Below are 13,354 nucleotides of genomic sequence, written 5' to 3'. Positions count from 1 at the left end.
CACATGGTGGCCGAATCGGCACCGCTCGGACGTGTGGAACGGCGCAAGGTTGTTCGCCCTTAGCTGAGGGAACGGCTGCGCGCCGCATGGACTGTCAGTGCTTACGGGTAAGACATTCCTAGTGGGGAGGGGCGACACGCTCGCCGGGCCGTCTCGCGTTCGCCATCGGCGTACTGATGGTGGGGGTAACTGCCTGGCCTGCGGGAACATCGTCTCGCACCATCGGGTTGGAGCAATTGTCGGCGTTCAGGGGTCAGGAGGCCACAGACGGGTGTCGGCAGTTGGAATGAGCGGTCCCCGCTTGCGGGACTAAGCTGCGGAAGGACAGGGAGGGGACCGACCCCTTACTGCCTGACCGCTCTGAGGAGCGATTAACGATGTTCGAGAGGTTCACCGACCGCGCGCGGCGGGTTGTCGTCCTGGCTCAGGAAGAAGCCCGGATGCTCAACCACAACTACATCGGCACCGAGCACATCCTCCTGGGCCTTATCCACGAGGGTGAGGGTGTCGCCGCTAAGGCCCTGGAGAGCCTCGGGATTTCGCTCGAGGCGGTCCGCCAGCAGGTGGAGGAGATCATCGGCCAGGGCCAGCAGGCTCCGTCCGGGCACATCCCCTTCACGCCCCGTGCCAAGAAGGTCCTGGAGCTGTCGCTCCGGGAGGCTCTTCAGCTGGGCCACAACTACATCGGCACCGAGCACATCCTGCTCGGCCTGATCCGTGAGGGCGAGGGTGTCGCCGCCCAGGTCCTCGTGAAGCTGGGCGCCGATCTCAACCGGGTGCGGCAGCAGGTCATCCAGCTGCTCTCCGGTTACCAGGGCAAGGAAGCCGCCACCGCAGGTGGCCCGGCCGAGGGCACGCCCTCGACCTCCCTCGTCCTCGACCAGTTCGGCCGGAATCTCACCCAGGCCGCTCGTGAGTCCAAGCTCGACCCGGTCATCGGGCGCGAGAAGGAGATCGAGCGGGTCATGCAGGTGCTGTCCCGCCGTACCAAGAACAACCCCGTGCTCATCGGCGAGCCCGGCGTCGGCAAGACGGCGGTCGTCGAGGGCCTGGCGCAGGCCATCGTCAAGGGCGAGGTGCCCGAGACCCTCAAGGACAAGCACCTCTACACCCTGGACCTCGGCGCACTGGTCGCCGGCTCCCGCTACCGCGGTGACTTCGAGGAGCGCCTGAAGAAGGTCCTCAAGGAGATCCGCACCCGCGGCGACATCATCCTGTTCATCGACGAGCTCCACACCCTGGTGGGTGCGGGTGCCGCCGAGGGCGCGATCGACGCGGCCTCGATCCTCAAGCCGATGCTGGCGCGGGGCGAGCTGCAGACCATCGGCGCCACCACGCTCGACGAGTACCGCAAGCACCTGGAGAAGGACGCGGCCCTGGAGCGCCGCTTCCAGCCCATCCAGGTCGCGGAGCCGTCGCTGCCGCACACGATCGAGATCCTCAAGGGTCTGCGCGACCGCTACGAGGCCCACCACCGGGTCTCCATCACGGACGAGGCACTGGTCCAGGCCGCCACCCTGGCCGACCGGTACATCTCGGACCGCTTCCTGCCGGACAAGGCGATCGACCTGATCGACGAGGCCGGTTCCCGGATGCGTATCCGCCGGATGACCGCGCCGCCGGACCTGCGCGAGTTCGACGAGAAGATCGCCGGCGTGCGCCGGGACAAGGAGTCCGCGATCGACTCCCAGGACTTCGAGAAGGCGGCTTCCCTCCGTGACAAGGAGAAGCAGCTGCTGGCGGCGAAGGCCAAGCGGGAGAAGGAGTGGAAGGCCGGCGACATGGACGTCGTCGCCGAGGTCGACGGCGAGCTGATCGCCGAGGTCCTCGCGACCGCCACCGGCATCCCTGTCTTCAAGCTGACCGAGGAGGAGTCCTCGCGTCTGCTGCGCATGGAGGACGAGCTCCACAAGCGCGTCATCGGGCAGAAGGACGCCATCAAGGCCCTCTCGCAGGCGATCCGCCGTACGCGAGCCGGTCTGAAGGACCCGAAGCGCCCCGGTGGTTCGTTCATCTTCGCCGGCCCCTCCGGTGTCGGTAAGACCGAGCTTTCCAAGACGCTCGCCGAATTCCTCTTCGGCGACGAGGACGCGCTGATCTCCCTCGACATGTCGGAGTTCAGCGAGAAGCACACGGTTTCCCGTCTCTTCGGTTCCCCGCCCGGATACGTGGGCTACGAAGAGGGCGGCCAGCTCACCGAGAAGGTGCGCCGGAAGCCGTTCTCCGTCGTCCTCTTCGACGAGGTCGAGAAGGCCCACCCCGATATCTTCAATTCGCTTCTGCAGATCCTGGAGGACGGTCGCCTGACCGACTCCCAGGGCCGCGTCGTGGACTTCAAGAACACGGTCATCATCATGACGACCAACCTCGGGACCCGGGACATCTCCAAGGGCTTCAACCTGGGCTTCGCCGCCCAGGGCGACGTCAAGTCGAACTACGACCGGATGAAGGCCAAGGTCAACGAAGAGCTGAAGCAGCACTTCCGGCCCGAGTTCCTCAACCGTGTCGACGACACGGTCGTCTTCCACCAGCTCACCGAGGAAGACATCATCCAGATCGTCGACCTGATGATCGCCAAGGTGGACGAGCGGCTGAAGGACCGCGACATGGGCATCGAGCTCAGTTCGACGGCCAAGTCGCTCCTCGCCAAGAAGGGCTACGACCCGGTCCTGGGTGCCCGGCCGCTGCGCCGGACGATCCAGCGCGAGATCGAGGACATCCTGTCGGAGAAGATCCTCTTCGGCGAGCTGCGTCCCGGTCACATCGTGGTCGTGGACACCGAGGGCGAGGGTGAGCAGCAGAAGTTCACCTTCCGCGGCGAGGAGAAGTCGGCTCTGCCGGACGTCCCGCCCATCGAGCAGGCGGCCGGCGGCACGGGGCCGAACCTGTCGAAGGACGCGTGACCGCGGCCCTGCGGGGCCGGTTGACATGACGGGCCGGGCCCCGGACCCCCTTGGGGGTCCGGGGCCCGGCCCTTTCACGTGCCCGTGCGGCGCACCCGCCGCCGCGGGGTCCCTGGGCCTGCCCGCGGCTCTCGGCACGGGGAGCCACGGGCAGGATGCGGGACCGCGGTCAGCAGCGTGCCGGTTTCCGCCAGGAGCATTCGAGGACGGCGTCCGGCTCGGCCGTGCGTGTGCCGGGCGGCCGCGCGGTCGTGAAGGTGCCCTTGGCGGTGTTCGAGGACGCCAGCGTCACGACGATCGCGTCCTCGATGTTCTTGACCGATGACGCCAGGTAGTTGTTGAGGACGACGCTGAACACCAGCTCCCGACCACCCGCGTCGGTGACGTAGCCCGACAGCGCCGAGGCGCCGGTGAGCGAGCCCGTCTTGGCGCGGGCGTTGAGCGCGGCGGGGGTCGAGCACATCCGGGAGCGCAGCGTGCCGCCGACCGCCCGGTCAGGGGCACAGGCGACCGGCAGGGACGCCTTCCAGTCCGCGTACCAGGGTGCGTCGCGCACGGAGAGCAGCAGGGTGGCCAGCTCCTCGGCCGGGAAGAGGTTCATCCGGGACAGGCCGGAGCCGTCGACCTGGCGCACGGAGCCGGTCCGTACGCCTTCCTTCGCCAGATACCCGCTGATCGCCGCCAGGCCCGCGTCCCAGGTGCCGCGGCCGGAAGCCCGGTGGCCGATCGTCTTCGTCAGGGCCTCGGCATGCATGTTGTTCGACAGCTTCATGAAGGGGTGCATCAGCTCCTTGAGCGGCATGGAGCGGTGTGAGGCGAGCGTGCGGGCGCCGGGCGGGGTGGCACGACCCAGACGCGGGCTGCCCGTGACCCGTACGCCGTGGTCGGCGAGGGCGTCCGCGAAGACGGCGGCGGCGTAGCCGGTGGGCTCCCAGACGCTGATCCACTCCTTGGTGGCGTTCGTGCCGAGGGGGATGTCGCCGCTGACGGTGATCGTGTTGGTGCCGTGGCGGCGTTCGACGGTGAGTGTGTCGGGGCGGCCCGCTTCCACGGTCGTGGCGCGGATGTCGAGACGGACGTAGTCGTTGGGCGGGGTGAGCTTCACCCGCGGCCGGTCGCCGGGCCGGGCCCCCGGCGCGGCCTCGACGACGACCGTGCCCGCGTCGTAGTCGGTGTCGGGCGCGAGGGTGAGCGCGGAGATCTGCGCCGAGTAGTACGAGGACTCGTCGTCGGCCGCCCAGGAGCGGCCGAGGCGCTGGTCGTCGAAGCGGGTGTCGTCGGCGACGAGGCGGCCGGTGACGCCGTCGATCCCGCTCGCGGCGAGGTCTGCGGCGAGCCGCTCGTAGTCCGCGGCGAGCATCGTGGGGTCGCCGCTGCCGCGCAGGTACAGGTCGCCGTGCAGGGTGGAGCCGCGGCGGGCGCCCGTGGCCAGGACGTCGGTGGTGTAGCGGTGGTCGGGGCCGAGGAGGGCCATGGCGGCGACGGACGTGGGGAGCTTGGTGTTGGAGGCGGGCATGAGGCGGTCGGCCGCGTCGTGCCGGTAGAGGCGCTCCCCGGTGGTGGCGTCGGCGATGACGACGCTCGCGGCGCCGCCGTCGAGGTGGGCATCGGAGAGGATCGTGTCGATCGCCTTCCCCAGGCCGGTGTCCGAGGGACCGGCGTCGGCGGGGGAGCTGAGGCTGAGGGTGCAGGCGAGTCCGGCGACGGCGGTCCAGATCCAGCCGCGGCGGTGGCCGCGGCGGTGGCTCACGGGATTCACTGGTCTGCTCATGCCACGGGAGGATCCCGCAAGCGCACTCGCTCCGGAAGGACGCCTGGCGCCGTGTCGTGTGGCCCCGGTCACCGCGAAAAGCCGCATTCCGGGCGTCTTTTGCGGCTCCCGGCAGACCCCGTTGCCGTGGCCTGGGTCACGATCCAAGGTCCTTCGGTGGCCCCTGTCCGTGACAAGGCGCACAGGACGAATCGGACCTACTAGACCCAATAGTGCCGTGTCGGGTCCATGTGGGGGGTGTTCGGCCCCTTGTGTGGCGGGGCTTTCGGCTCTGCGGCGGGCCCGGGTGCCGCAGGCGCGGTGAGCAAAGGCCCGGCAGGGCCAGGACATGGGCTTAAACCTGACGTGATCGATATATGTCGACCTTGTTCCGGCAGCCCCTCGACTGCGCCCGGACGGTGTCAAGAGTCTGATTCCCGGAGCTGTGCCTACGACGTGATGTCGTAGATGGGGTATTTGAGGCGACTTGGGGGGCCGGGTTATCAATGTGGAGCCAGCCCGGCGAGCACGCCGGGTCCTTTCATGCCCGGAGGTTCTCCCGTATGTCGAAGCGCGCCATGATCCACCGTCTCCTCCCGTCCGTGCTCCGTACCCGTGGGGCCGTCGTGGCCGCCGGAATGGGTGCCGTGATGGTCGTCGGAGCCGGTGCGGGTGTCGCCTCCGCCGATGCGGGCAAGGCCGGCAAGCCGGCCGTCGTGGACGCCGCTTCCGCGGTCGCCGCCCAGGCCGACGCCCAGGCGAAGGCCGCCACGCAGGCCAAGGCGGCGAAGGCGAAGGCCCAGCAGGCCGCCAAGCAGGCCGCCGCCAAGAAGGCTGCAGCCCAGCAGGCCGCCGCCAAGAAGGCCGCGGCGACGAAGGCTGCGGCGAAGAAGGCCGCCAAGAAGCCGGCCGCGTGGGTCAAGCCCGTCAACAAGTACACGCTGACCGCCAGCTTCGCCCAGGGCGGCGCCATGTGGTCTGCCAAGCACTCCGGCCAGGACTTCGCCGTCCCGACCGGCACCCCGGTCAAGGCCGCCGGCGCCGGCACGGTCGTCAAGGCGGGCCCGAACGGCGGCGGCGACGGCCCGGCGTACGGCAACGCCATCGTGGTCAAGCACGCCAACGGCAAGTTCTCGCAGTACGCCCACCTGTCGAAGATCAACATCTCCGTCGGCTCGACGGTGAAGGCCGGCCAGACGATCGCGAAGTCCGGCAACACCGGCAACTCGTCCGGCCCGCACCTGCACTTCGAGATCCGTACGACCCCGAACTACGGCTCGGCGCTCAACCCGGTGTCCTTCCTGCGCACCGTCGGCGTCACCATCTGACGGACCCCAGAAGTGGATCAGCCCCTGGCATGGTGTGCCTGGGCGATCAGATCGAGGGCGACCTCGAGGACGGCATCACGCTTGTCCTCCGGGTCGCCCTCGATGTCGTTGAGGGCGAACATCGCCGCGTGCAGGGTGAACAGTGCCGAGATGCAGCGGACCTGGTCGGTCAGTTCCGCGTCGGGCTCCCTGAAGAGCGCGAGCATGGAGATCATGCGGTCCTTGAACGACTCACCGATGCTGAGCTCGCGCATGGTCGCCTGGTTCTCCTGCATGAACCGGAACAGGGGCGCCGCGGCGGTCAGCGCGTCGTTGTAGCGCCGCAGCACCTCCTTCTTCGTCTCCAGTGTGCGCGGCTGGTCCTGTGCCCATTCGATCAGCTCGTCCATGGGCCGGGTCAGGTCCTGGAAGAGGCTGACCACGATGTCTTCCTTGGTCTTGAAGTGGTAGTACAGCGCGGCCTTGGTGACGTCGAGGGTCTCGGCGATCTCGCGCAGCGAGGTCTTCTCGTACCCCTGCTCGGCGAACAGCTCCAGAGCCACGTCCTGGATGCGCTGCCGTGTGTTGCCCCGGCGCGGCTGCCGTGTGGTGCCCATGCTGCTGTCTCCGCTCCCGAAAAACTTACTTGACGCCCGGCTAGCCAGGGATCTACCGTCCCCATTGTAGTAACTTGCCGGGCGGCAAGTAAGTAACCGGGGAGCGGGGCAATGGCGGAAACGGCGAAACAGGCGACGGCTTCGGCGGCCACTGCGGAGGACAAGGGCGTGCGGCCGGAGCGGAGCGTGCGCGTGGTGATGCTCGCGCTCATGATCGCGATGCTGCTGGCAATGCTCGACAACATGATCGTGGGCACCGCGATGCCCACCATCGTCGGCGAGCTCGGCGGACTGGAGCACCTCTCGTGGGTGGTCACCTCCTACACGCTGGCGACCGCGGCCTCCACTCCGATCTGGGGCAAGCTCGGTGACCTGTACGGGCGCAAGGGCGTCTTCCTCGCCTCGATCGTGATCTTCCTGATCGGTTCCGTGCTCAGCGGCATGGCCCAGGACATGGGGCAGCTGATCGGCTTCCGCGCGGTGCAGGGACTGGGCGCCGGCGGTCTGATGGTCGGCGTGATGGCGATCATCGGCGACCTCGTGCCGCCGCGAGAGCGCGGCCGGTACCAGGGAATGATCGCTGCCGTCATGGCCATCGCCATGATCGGCGGACCGCTGGTCGGCGGCACGATCACCGACCACCTCGGCTGGCGCTGGAGCTTCTACATCAACGTGCCGCTCGGTGCGGTCGCCCTCGCCATGGTCACCGCGGTCCTCCACCTGCCGAGGAAGCCGCGCAGCACGGCCCGCGTCGACTACCCGGGCGCCGCGCTGCTCACCGTCGGCATCACCGCGATCGTGCTGGTCACCACCTGGGGCGGTACGGAGTACGCCTGGGACTCTGCCGTGATCATGGAGCTGGCGGCCATCGGCGCGGCCTCGCTCGTGGGCTTCCTCTTCGTCGAGGCCCGGGCCGCCGAGCCGATCATGCCACTGCACATCTTTCGCAGCCGCAACTTCACGCTGATGTCCGTCATCGGCTTCTTCGCCGGTTTCGTGATGTTCGGCGCCGTGCTCTTCCTCCCGCTGTTCCAGCAGTCGGTCCAGGGCGCGTCGGCGACCAACTCAGGGCTGCTCCTCCTGCCGCTGCTGCTCTCCATGCTCGCGGTCTCGATGGTCGCGGGCCGGGTCACGACCACCACAGGCAAGTACCGCGTCTTCCCCATCGTCGGCGGCGCCCTGATGGTCGCCGGGCTGTTCCTGCTGGCCACCATGGACACCGGCACCTCGCGGCTGACCTCCGGGCTCTACATGGCCGTCCTCGGCGCCGGCATGGGTTTCCTGATGCAGATCACCATGCTGGTCGCGCAGAACAGCGTCGAGATGAAGGACATGGGCGTCGCCTCATCCGCGGCGACCCTCTTCCGCACGCTGGGCAGCTCCTTCGGCGTCGCCATCATGGGTGCTCTGTTCACCGCCCGGGTGCAGGACGAGATGACCGCGAGGGGCGGCGCGCAGGCGACCGCGGCCTCCGCACAGCTGGACGCGGCGAGCCTCGCGAAGCTGCCGGACCCGGTCCGGGAGGCGTACGAGTTCGCGGTCGCATCCGGTACGCACGCCGCCTTCCTTGTCGGCGGGGCCGTCGCGGTCGTCGGACTGGTGGCCGCCTTCTTCGTCAAGGAGGTGCCGCTGCGGGGTGCCGGACCGGCAGAGGCCCCCGACGCCACGGGGCCGCAGGACGTGGCCGGCGCGGAGGACAAGCTCGCCGAGCGCGTCTGAGCGGAGAGTCCGAGCGTGAGACGGACGGCAACAGCCGACGGCCGACGGCCCGGCCGCGGAAGCGGCCGGGTTCGTCGTCATCCGCGGACGACTTCGATCCGGCACCTCGGGCCGTACGCAGGATGTGGTCGACCCGGCGACCGGCGGACGAGTCCACAGCTACGAGCTCGCGTCGGCCGCGGACGTCGACGAGGCCGTGGCCGCCGCGCGCGAGGCGCTGCCCGGCCGGCCGGGCAGCGCCCCCGGCGAACGGTCCGACGCACTGCACCGGTTCGCCGGCGTGCTCGCCGACCGGGCCGAGGAACTGGCGCACACGCAGACCGTCCAGTGCGGCAAGCCGATCAAGCTCACCACCGAGTTCGACGTCCCGGGAACGGTGGACGACACCGCCATCCGTCGTACGCCGCCCGTCATCCGTGGCTCCGGCCACCGCATCGTGACGGACGTCCGCCACGCGTGCGCGACGCCCCGGCGTCAGGTGTCCAACGGCAGCATCGGGAAACTGCCCGTGTTCGTCGGCGCGTGCTCCGGCAGCCAGAGCACCGCGATCGCCCCGCCCGACGCCCCCAGCGGCGTCGAGCCCTCCGGCGCCGCGTTGCGGAAGGTCAGCCGGGCCCCCAGCACCCGCGCCTGCCCCGCCGCGATGGTCAGGCCCAGGCCGTGGCCCGTGCCGGCCCGGTCGCTCGCCCCCGTACGGAACCGGCTCGGCCCCTCGCGCAGCAGTGCCTCCGGGAACCCGGGCCCATGATCCCGTACGCGCACCACACGGCCCTCGACGGTCACCTCGATCGGGTCCTTGCCGTACTTCACCGCATTGGTCAGCAGATTGCCCAGGATCCGCTCGAGGCGCCGCGGATCGGTGCTGACCCAGGACTCGTGGACGACCCGGATGTCCGCCTCCGGGTGCAGCGCGGCGACCCGGCGTCCGACGAACTCCCCGAGCTGGATCTCCTGCAGCTCCGCCCGCTCCGACGCGCTGTCGAGCCGTGCGACCTCCAGTACGTCCTCCACCAGCGTGCGCATCGCCTGGGCCCGGTCCCGCACCAGCTCGGTGGGACGTCCGGGCGGCAGCAGCTCGGCCGCGGTCAGCAGACCGGTCACGGGCGTGCGCAGTTCGTGCGCGATGTCCGCGGTGACCCGGCGTTCCGCCTCGATGCGGGACTGCAGCGCATCGGTCAGGGCGTCCACGGCCCGGGCCAGTTCGTCCGTCTCGTCGCGTACGACCCCGCCGATGGCGTCCCTGACCCGTACGTCGGTGTTGCCCTGCGCCACATTGCCCGCGGCCGCCGCCGCCTTGCGCAGCCGGCGCGAGAGCTGGCCGCCGATGAGCACGCCGAGCGCGGAGCCGCAGAGCACGACGGACACCGAGCCGATGATCAGAGCCCGGTCGAGGTCCTTCATCACGGTGGCGCTGCGCCCGGCGAACTCGGTGCGCAGGGAGAGCACGTCGCCGTTCGCCAGCGGCACGGCGGCCCAGATCTCGGGCGTCTCGTCACGGTCGTCGACGTAGGAACCGCGCCGGTTCTCCCGCATCAGCCTCTTGAGCTCGTCCGGGAGAGCCGGGTCGTTGATCTTGCTGTTGAAGCGGGGGTCGCGGTTCTTGGCGGTCTCGTACCAGCGCTGGGCGAGCAGGATGCGGTCCATCTGCACGGCACGGGCGTTGTCGAGCATGGACACGCGTGCCGCGTTGTGCACGACCAGGCTCAGCGCCATGGCGATGAGCGCACCGACGCCGGCGATGGCGATGCTGATCTTCCACCGGACGCCGGTGCGCAGGGCGCCGGTGCGCAGCCTGCCGAGGCGCAGGGCGGGGCGTCTCATACGGCGGGGTCCTGTCCCGAGCTCATACGGCCTGCGTCACGCCTTCAGCTTGTAACCGAAGCCGCGGACCGTCTCGATGCGGTCCTGGCCGATCTTCGTCCGCAGCCGCTGGACATGGACGTCGACGACGCGGGTGTCGCCGCCCCAGCCGTAGTCCCAGACACGCTCCAGCAGTTTGTCGCGCGAGAGCACGGTGCCGGGCGTCGAGGAGAACTCCAGCAGCAGCCGCATCTCCGTGGGCGTCAGGCCGACCGGCTTGCCGCCCCTGCGGACCTCCATGCCCTCGGTGTCGATCTCCAGCTCACCGAAGACCAGGACGCCGCCCTGATCCCGCTGCCCGGTGGCGGCCGGATCGCCCGCGCCGCCGCTCGCATGCCCGAAGCGGCGCAGCACCGCGCGGATACGGGCCACGAGCACCGCGCCGTCGAAGGGCTTGGTCACATAGTCGTCGGCGCCGGCCTCCAGGCCGAGCACCACGTCGATCGAGTCCGCACGCGCCGAGAGCATGATCACGGGCACGGTCGACTCGTCGCGGATGCGGCGGCACAGGCTCACACCGTCCAGGCCGGGGACCATCACGTCGAGCAGCGCGATGTCCGGCCGGTTGGTCCGGAACGCCTCCAGGCCCTTCAGCCCGTCGGGCATGGCCGTGACCGTGAAGCCGTCGCGTTCCAGCGCGAGTTGGGTGGCCTCGCGGATGACATCGTCGTCTTCGACGAACAGGACATGGGTATCGGCCATCCGTCAGCTCTCAGCTCTCGTTCGGGATCGTTTCTCGGGTGGGGTCAGTTGCCGGGGGCGGGCGGGTCCGAGGCGACGACCTCCCCCTCGCCGACCGACCTGCTGTATTCGTTGCGCACCCAGAACTGCTGGGTGAACTTCCCGGCGGCCCAGCGGTAGGTGGTGACCTCCTCGCCGGACGGCTCGGCCACCGGATCGCCCTTGGCGTACACCTGCTTGGTCACCACCAGGTCGCCCCGGTCGATCGCCGAGTACACCGCGGGCTCTTCGACGGCGAAGACATTCTCGTACGTGTCGCCGTTCTCCCGGTACACGTAGGTGCCGAGGCCGACGGCGTCGGCGCAGGTCATCACGTTCACCACGACATCGGGGGCCGAACTGCCGGTGAGGATCCCGTACGAGGTGTCCACAGGGTAGGAGTCCTTGGCGCACGGCCGCAGATCCGCCTTGACCCGGGCGCTGACCTTCGGGTCGCTCTTGAGCAGCTCCACCGCGTCGACGGCCTTCGTGAACCCGGCGCTCCCGGACGGCGCCGGGGACGGCGTGGCCTTCGCCGCGTGGTCCGACGGGGCCGCCCCTTCGTCCTGCAGACCCGAACCGCCGGTGGAACAGCCCGCGGCCAACAGGGCGAAGGCGACCAGCCCGGCCGTCGCCGCACTGCCCGCCACCCCTGTCCCGCTGCCGCCTCTGCCTGTCAGGCCGCGCACCGCTCCCGCTCCCGTTCGCCCTGCTGGTGGGTATGCCGCGTCTCGTCGCGCTCCAGAGCGCGGGCGTCCAGGTCCCGCGCCTGAAGCTCCTGGCGGAGCTTCGCGAGCGCCCGGTGCAGCGTGCTCTTCACCGTACCCGCCGACATGCCCAGCGCGGCGGCGGTCTCCTCGGTGCTCATCTGCTCCCAGTGGCGCAGCACGACCACGCTGCGCTGCTTGGGCGCGAGCACCTTGAGGACGTCCATCAGCAGGGCGCGGTCGGCGCGCTGATCGCTGCCGTCGTCGACGCTCGCGTCGGGAAGCTGCTCGGTGGGGACCTCTTCGAGCTTGCGGGCGCGCCACCACTCCGTGCGCGTATTGATCATCACGCGGCGAAGGTACGCGTCCGCGAGCGACTTGTCCGCGATTCCGTCCCACCGGCCGTAGGTGCGCACCAGCGCGGTCTGCAGCAGGTCCTGTGCGTCGACCGGGTCGGGGACGAGACGCCGGGCGCTGCGCAGCAGCGCCTCCTGCCGGGTGCGTACGTACTCCTCGAATTCGAGCACCTCGCCGTGCGCCATCACAATCGCCTCGCTCCCCGTGAAAACCCCGTGTGTCCTTGCGTGACAGAAGCTACGGACGGGTTGTCACGGCGCTGTGCGGAGCAGCCGTCGGACGGCGCACGGCCGTCCATCGGTTGTGTAACAGCGGATGTTTGAGGTGCGGTGGTGGTGGGGTAAACCCTTTGGCTCAGCCGACAGGCAGCCGGTACAGGCCGCCGTCCAGGGGCTCCACGAGACCGTCGGCGACCAGCCCGTCCAGCGCCCGTGCGCGCTGCACCGGCTCGTGCCAGACCGCGTCGAGCGCCGACTGCGGCACGGGCGTCACGGCCTCGCGCAGCACCGCCAACAGCCGGCCGCGCACCTGGCGGTCGGTCCCGGCATACGTCTGGCCGCGGCGCGCGGCGCCCTCGTGCGCGGGCTTCCCCGCCAGCCGCCAGGCGCACTGCGCGGCGATCGGGCAGCGGCCGCAGTCCTCGTTCCTGGCCGTGCACACCAGAGCGCCGAGCTCCATGGACGCCGCCGCCCAGCGGGCCGCGGTGTGCTCCTCCTCGGGGAGCAGCGCCCGGGCGAGGCGGCGCTCGGCGGCGGTGGTCGCGTTCGGCGGGTACTGGATGCCGGTCGCGGCCCGGGCGAGGACCCGCCGCACATTGGTGTCGAGCACGGCGTGCCGCTGCCCGTACGCGAAGGACGCCACGGCCGCCGCCGTGTACTCGCCGATGCCGGGCAGGGCGATCAACTGCGCGTGGTCGCGCGGCACTTCGCCGCCGTGCCGCTCCGCTATGGCCTGGGCCGCGCCGTGCAGACGCAGCGCGCGCCGCGGATAACCGAGCCGCCCCCAGGCGCGGACCGCCTCGCCGGGGGCCTCCGCCGCGAGGTCGGCGGGGCGCGGCCAGCGCGCCAGCCACTCCTCGTACACGGGGAGCACCCGGGAGACCGGGGTCTGCTGCAGCATGAACTCGCTGACCATCACGCCCCAGGCCCCGGCCTCCGGGCGGCGCCAGGGCAGATCACGGGCGTGCTGGTCGAACCAGGCGATGACGGGAACGTGGAGGGCTCGGGGGTCGAGGGCGTCGGGCGTCTGGGAAGCGTCAATGACAGTCATGGCACTGACGATCCTGGCACGCCCCGCCCGCCGACCGCCGCAGGCACCGGCCCCCGGGCGGGGCCCAGGGGTGCTTCGCCGGCGGTGCGGGCCTCGCCGGGGCGGGCGCGGGGGGTCCGTCCCCGGGGCCCCGGTGGCGGTGTGC

The 13,354-nt window shown here is 70.3% G+C and carries 10 protein-coding genes and 1 pseudogene; 4 read left to right on the top strand and 7 right to left on the bottom strand.

Going from position 1 to position 13,354, the window contains the following annotated elements; all coding sequences use genetic code 11:
• Window positions 1–377: 377 nt before the first annotated feature.
• Window positions 378–2,903 carry an ATP-dependent Clp protease ATP-binding subunit gene (locus tag J7E88_RS27805; RefSeq protein ID WP_215185864.1) on the top strand — a complete coding sequence of 842 codons (2,526 nt, stop codon included), beginning with the start codon at window positions 378–380 and terminating at the stop codon, window positions 2,901–2,903.
• 169 nt (window positions 2,904–3,072) lie between these two features.
• Here the strand turns inward: J7E88_RS27805 and dacB are convergent, their stop codons facing one another.
• Entirely contained in the window at window positions 3,073–4,674 is a 1,602-nt protein-coding gene (gene dacB / locus J7E88_RS27800; protein ID WP_215185862.1) for a D-alanyl-D-alanine carboxypeptidase/D-alanyl-D-alanine-endopeptidase, read from the bottom strand.
• Between the two features lie 542 nt (window positions 4,675–5,216).
• Here dacB and J7E88_RS27795 point away from each other — a divergent pair.
• Window positions 5,217–5,981, top strand: coding sequence for a M23 family metallopeptidase (locus J7E88_RS27795; RefSeq protein ID WP_215185860.1), 765 nt, complete (start codon window positions 5,217–5,219; stop codon window positions 5,979–5,981).
• A gap of 17 nt (window positions 5,982–5,998) precedes the next feature.
• Here the strand turns inward: J7E88_RS27795 and J7E88_RS27790 are convergent, their stop codons facing one another.
• Window positions 5,999–6,577: a TetR/AcrR family transcriptional regulator gene (locus J7E88_RS27790; RefSeq protein WP_215185858.1), complete on the bottom strand. Its 579-nt coding sequence runs from the start codon at window positions 6,575–6,577 to the stop codon at window positions 5,999–6,001.
• A gap of 111 nt (window positions 6,578–6,688) precedes the next feature.
• Here J7E88_RS27790 and J7E88_RS27785 point away from each other — a divergent pair, with 111 nt between their 5' ends.
• The gene (locus tag J7E88_RS27785) at window positions 6,689–8,296 is read left to right on the top strand and encodes an MDR family MFS transporter (protein ID WP_215185855.1); all 1,608 of its coding nucleotides are present in this window, start codon (window positions 6,689–6,691) and stop codon (window positions 8,294–8,296) included.
• Window positions 8,297–8,375: 79 nt separating this feature from the next.
• A pseudogene (locus J7E88_RS27780) lies at window positions 8,376–8,687 on the top strand (aldehyde dehydrogenase family protein); the annotation flags it as partial.
• A gap of 83 nt (window positions 8,688–8,770) precedes the next feature.
• Here the strand turns inward: J7E88_RS27780 and cseC are convergent.
• The 5 genes from cseC to J7E88_RS27755 all read right to left on the bottom strand — a co-directional run bounded on the left by cseC (window position 8,771) and on the right by J7E88_RS27755 (window position 13,209).
• Window positions 8,771–10,087 carry a two-component system sensor histidine kinase CseC gene (gene cseC / locus J7E88_RS27775; RefSeq protein ID WP_215186034.1) on the bottom strand — a complete coding sequence of 439 codons (1,317 nt, stop codon included), beginning with the start codon at window positions 10,085–10,087 and terminating at the stop codon, window positions 8,771–8,773.
• Window positions 10,088–10,153: 66 nt separating this feature from the next.
• A complete protein-coding gene (gene cseB / locus J7E88_RS27770) occupies window positions 10,154–10,858 on the bottom strand; it encodes a two-component system response regulator CseB (RefSeq protein WP_215185853.1) in 705 nt (234 codons plus the stop codon).
• Between the two features lie 44 nt (window positions 10,859–10,902).
• Window positions 10,903–11,565, bottom strand: coding sequence for a hypothetical protein (locus tag J7E88_RS27765; RefSeq protein WP_215185851.1), 663 nt, complete (start codon window positions 11,563–11,565; stop codon window positions 10,903–10,905).
• On the bottom strand, window positions 11,553–12,125 hold the full coding sequence (locus J7E88_RS27760; RefSeq protein WP_215185849.1) for a SigE family RNA polymerase sigma factor: 573 nt from the start codon (window positions 12,123–12,125) through the stop codon (window positions 11,553–11,555). The genes J7E88_RS27765 and J7E88_RS27760 overlap by 13 nt, the downstream gene beginning before the upstream one ends.
• Window positions 12,126–12,294: 169 nt before the next feature.
• A complete protein-coding gene (locus J7E88_RS27755; RefSeq protein WP_215185847.1) occupies window positions 12,295–13,209 on the bottom strand; it encodes an A/G-specific adenine glycosylase in 915 nt (304 codons plus the stop codon).
• Between the last annotated feature and the right edge of the window lie 145 nt (window positions 13,210–13,354).

The sequence above is a fragment of the Streptomyces sp. ISL-10 genome (assembly GCF_018614575.1).
Classification (GTDB): domain Bacteria; phylum Actinomycetota; class Actinomycetes; order Streptomycetales; family Streptomycetaceae; genus Streptomyces.
The sequence above is the reverse complement of the archived record's forward strand: the minus strand, read 5'-3'. Positions and strand labels throughout refer to the sequence as shown.

What these genes read in the sequence shown, in the direction of transcription:
- J7E88_RS27805 (WP_215185864.1), top strand. Translation starts at nt 378, where the DNA reads ATGTTCGAGAGGTTCACCGACCGCGCGCGGCGGGTTGTCGTCCTGGCT.
- dacB (WP_215185862.1), bottom strand. Translation starts at nt 4,674, where the DNA reads ATGAGCAGACCAGTGAATCCCGTGAGCCACCGCCGCGGCCACCGCCGC.
- J7E88_RS27795 (WP_215185860.1), top strand. Translation starts at nt 5,217, where the DNA reads ATGTCGAAGCGCGCCATGATCCACCGTCTCCTCCCGTCCGTGCTCCGT.
- J7E88_RS27790 (WP_215185858.1), bottom strand. Translation starts at nt 6,577, where the DNA reads ATGGGCACCACACGGCAGCCGCGCCGGGGCAACACACGGCAGCGCATC.
- J7E88_RS27785 (WP_215185855.1), top strand. Translation starts at nt 6,689, where the DNA reads ATGGCGGAAACGGCGAAACAGGCGACGGCTTCGGCGGCCACTGCGGAG.
- cseB (WP_215185853.1), bottom strand. Translation starts at nt 10,858, where the DNA reads ATGGCCGATACCCATGTCCTGTTCGTCGAAGACGACGATGTCATCCGC.
- J7E88_RS27760 (WP_215185849.1), bottom strand. Translation starts at nt 12,125, where the DNA reads ATGGCGCACGGCGAGGTGCTCGAATTCGAGGAGTACGTACGCACCCGG.
- J7E88_RS27755 (WP_215185847.1), bottom strand. Translation starts at nt 13,209, where the DNA reads ATGACTGTCATTGACGCTTCCCAGACGCCCGACGCCCTCGACCCCCGA.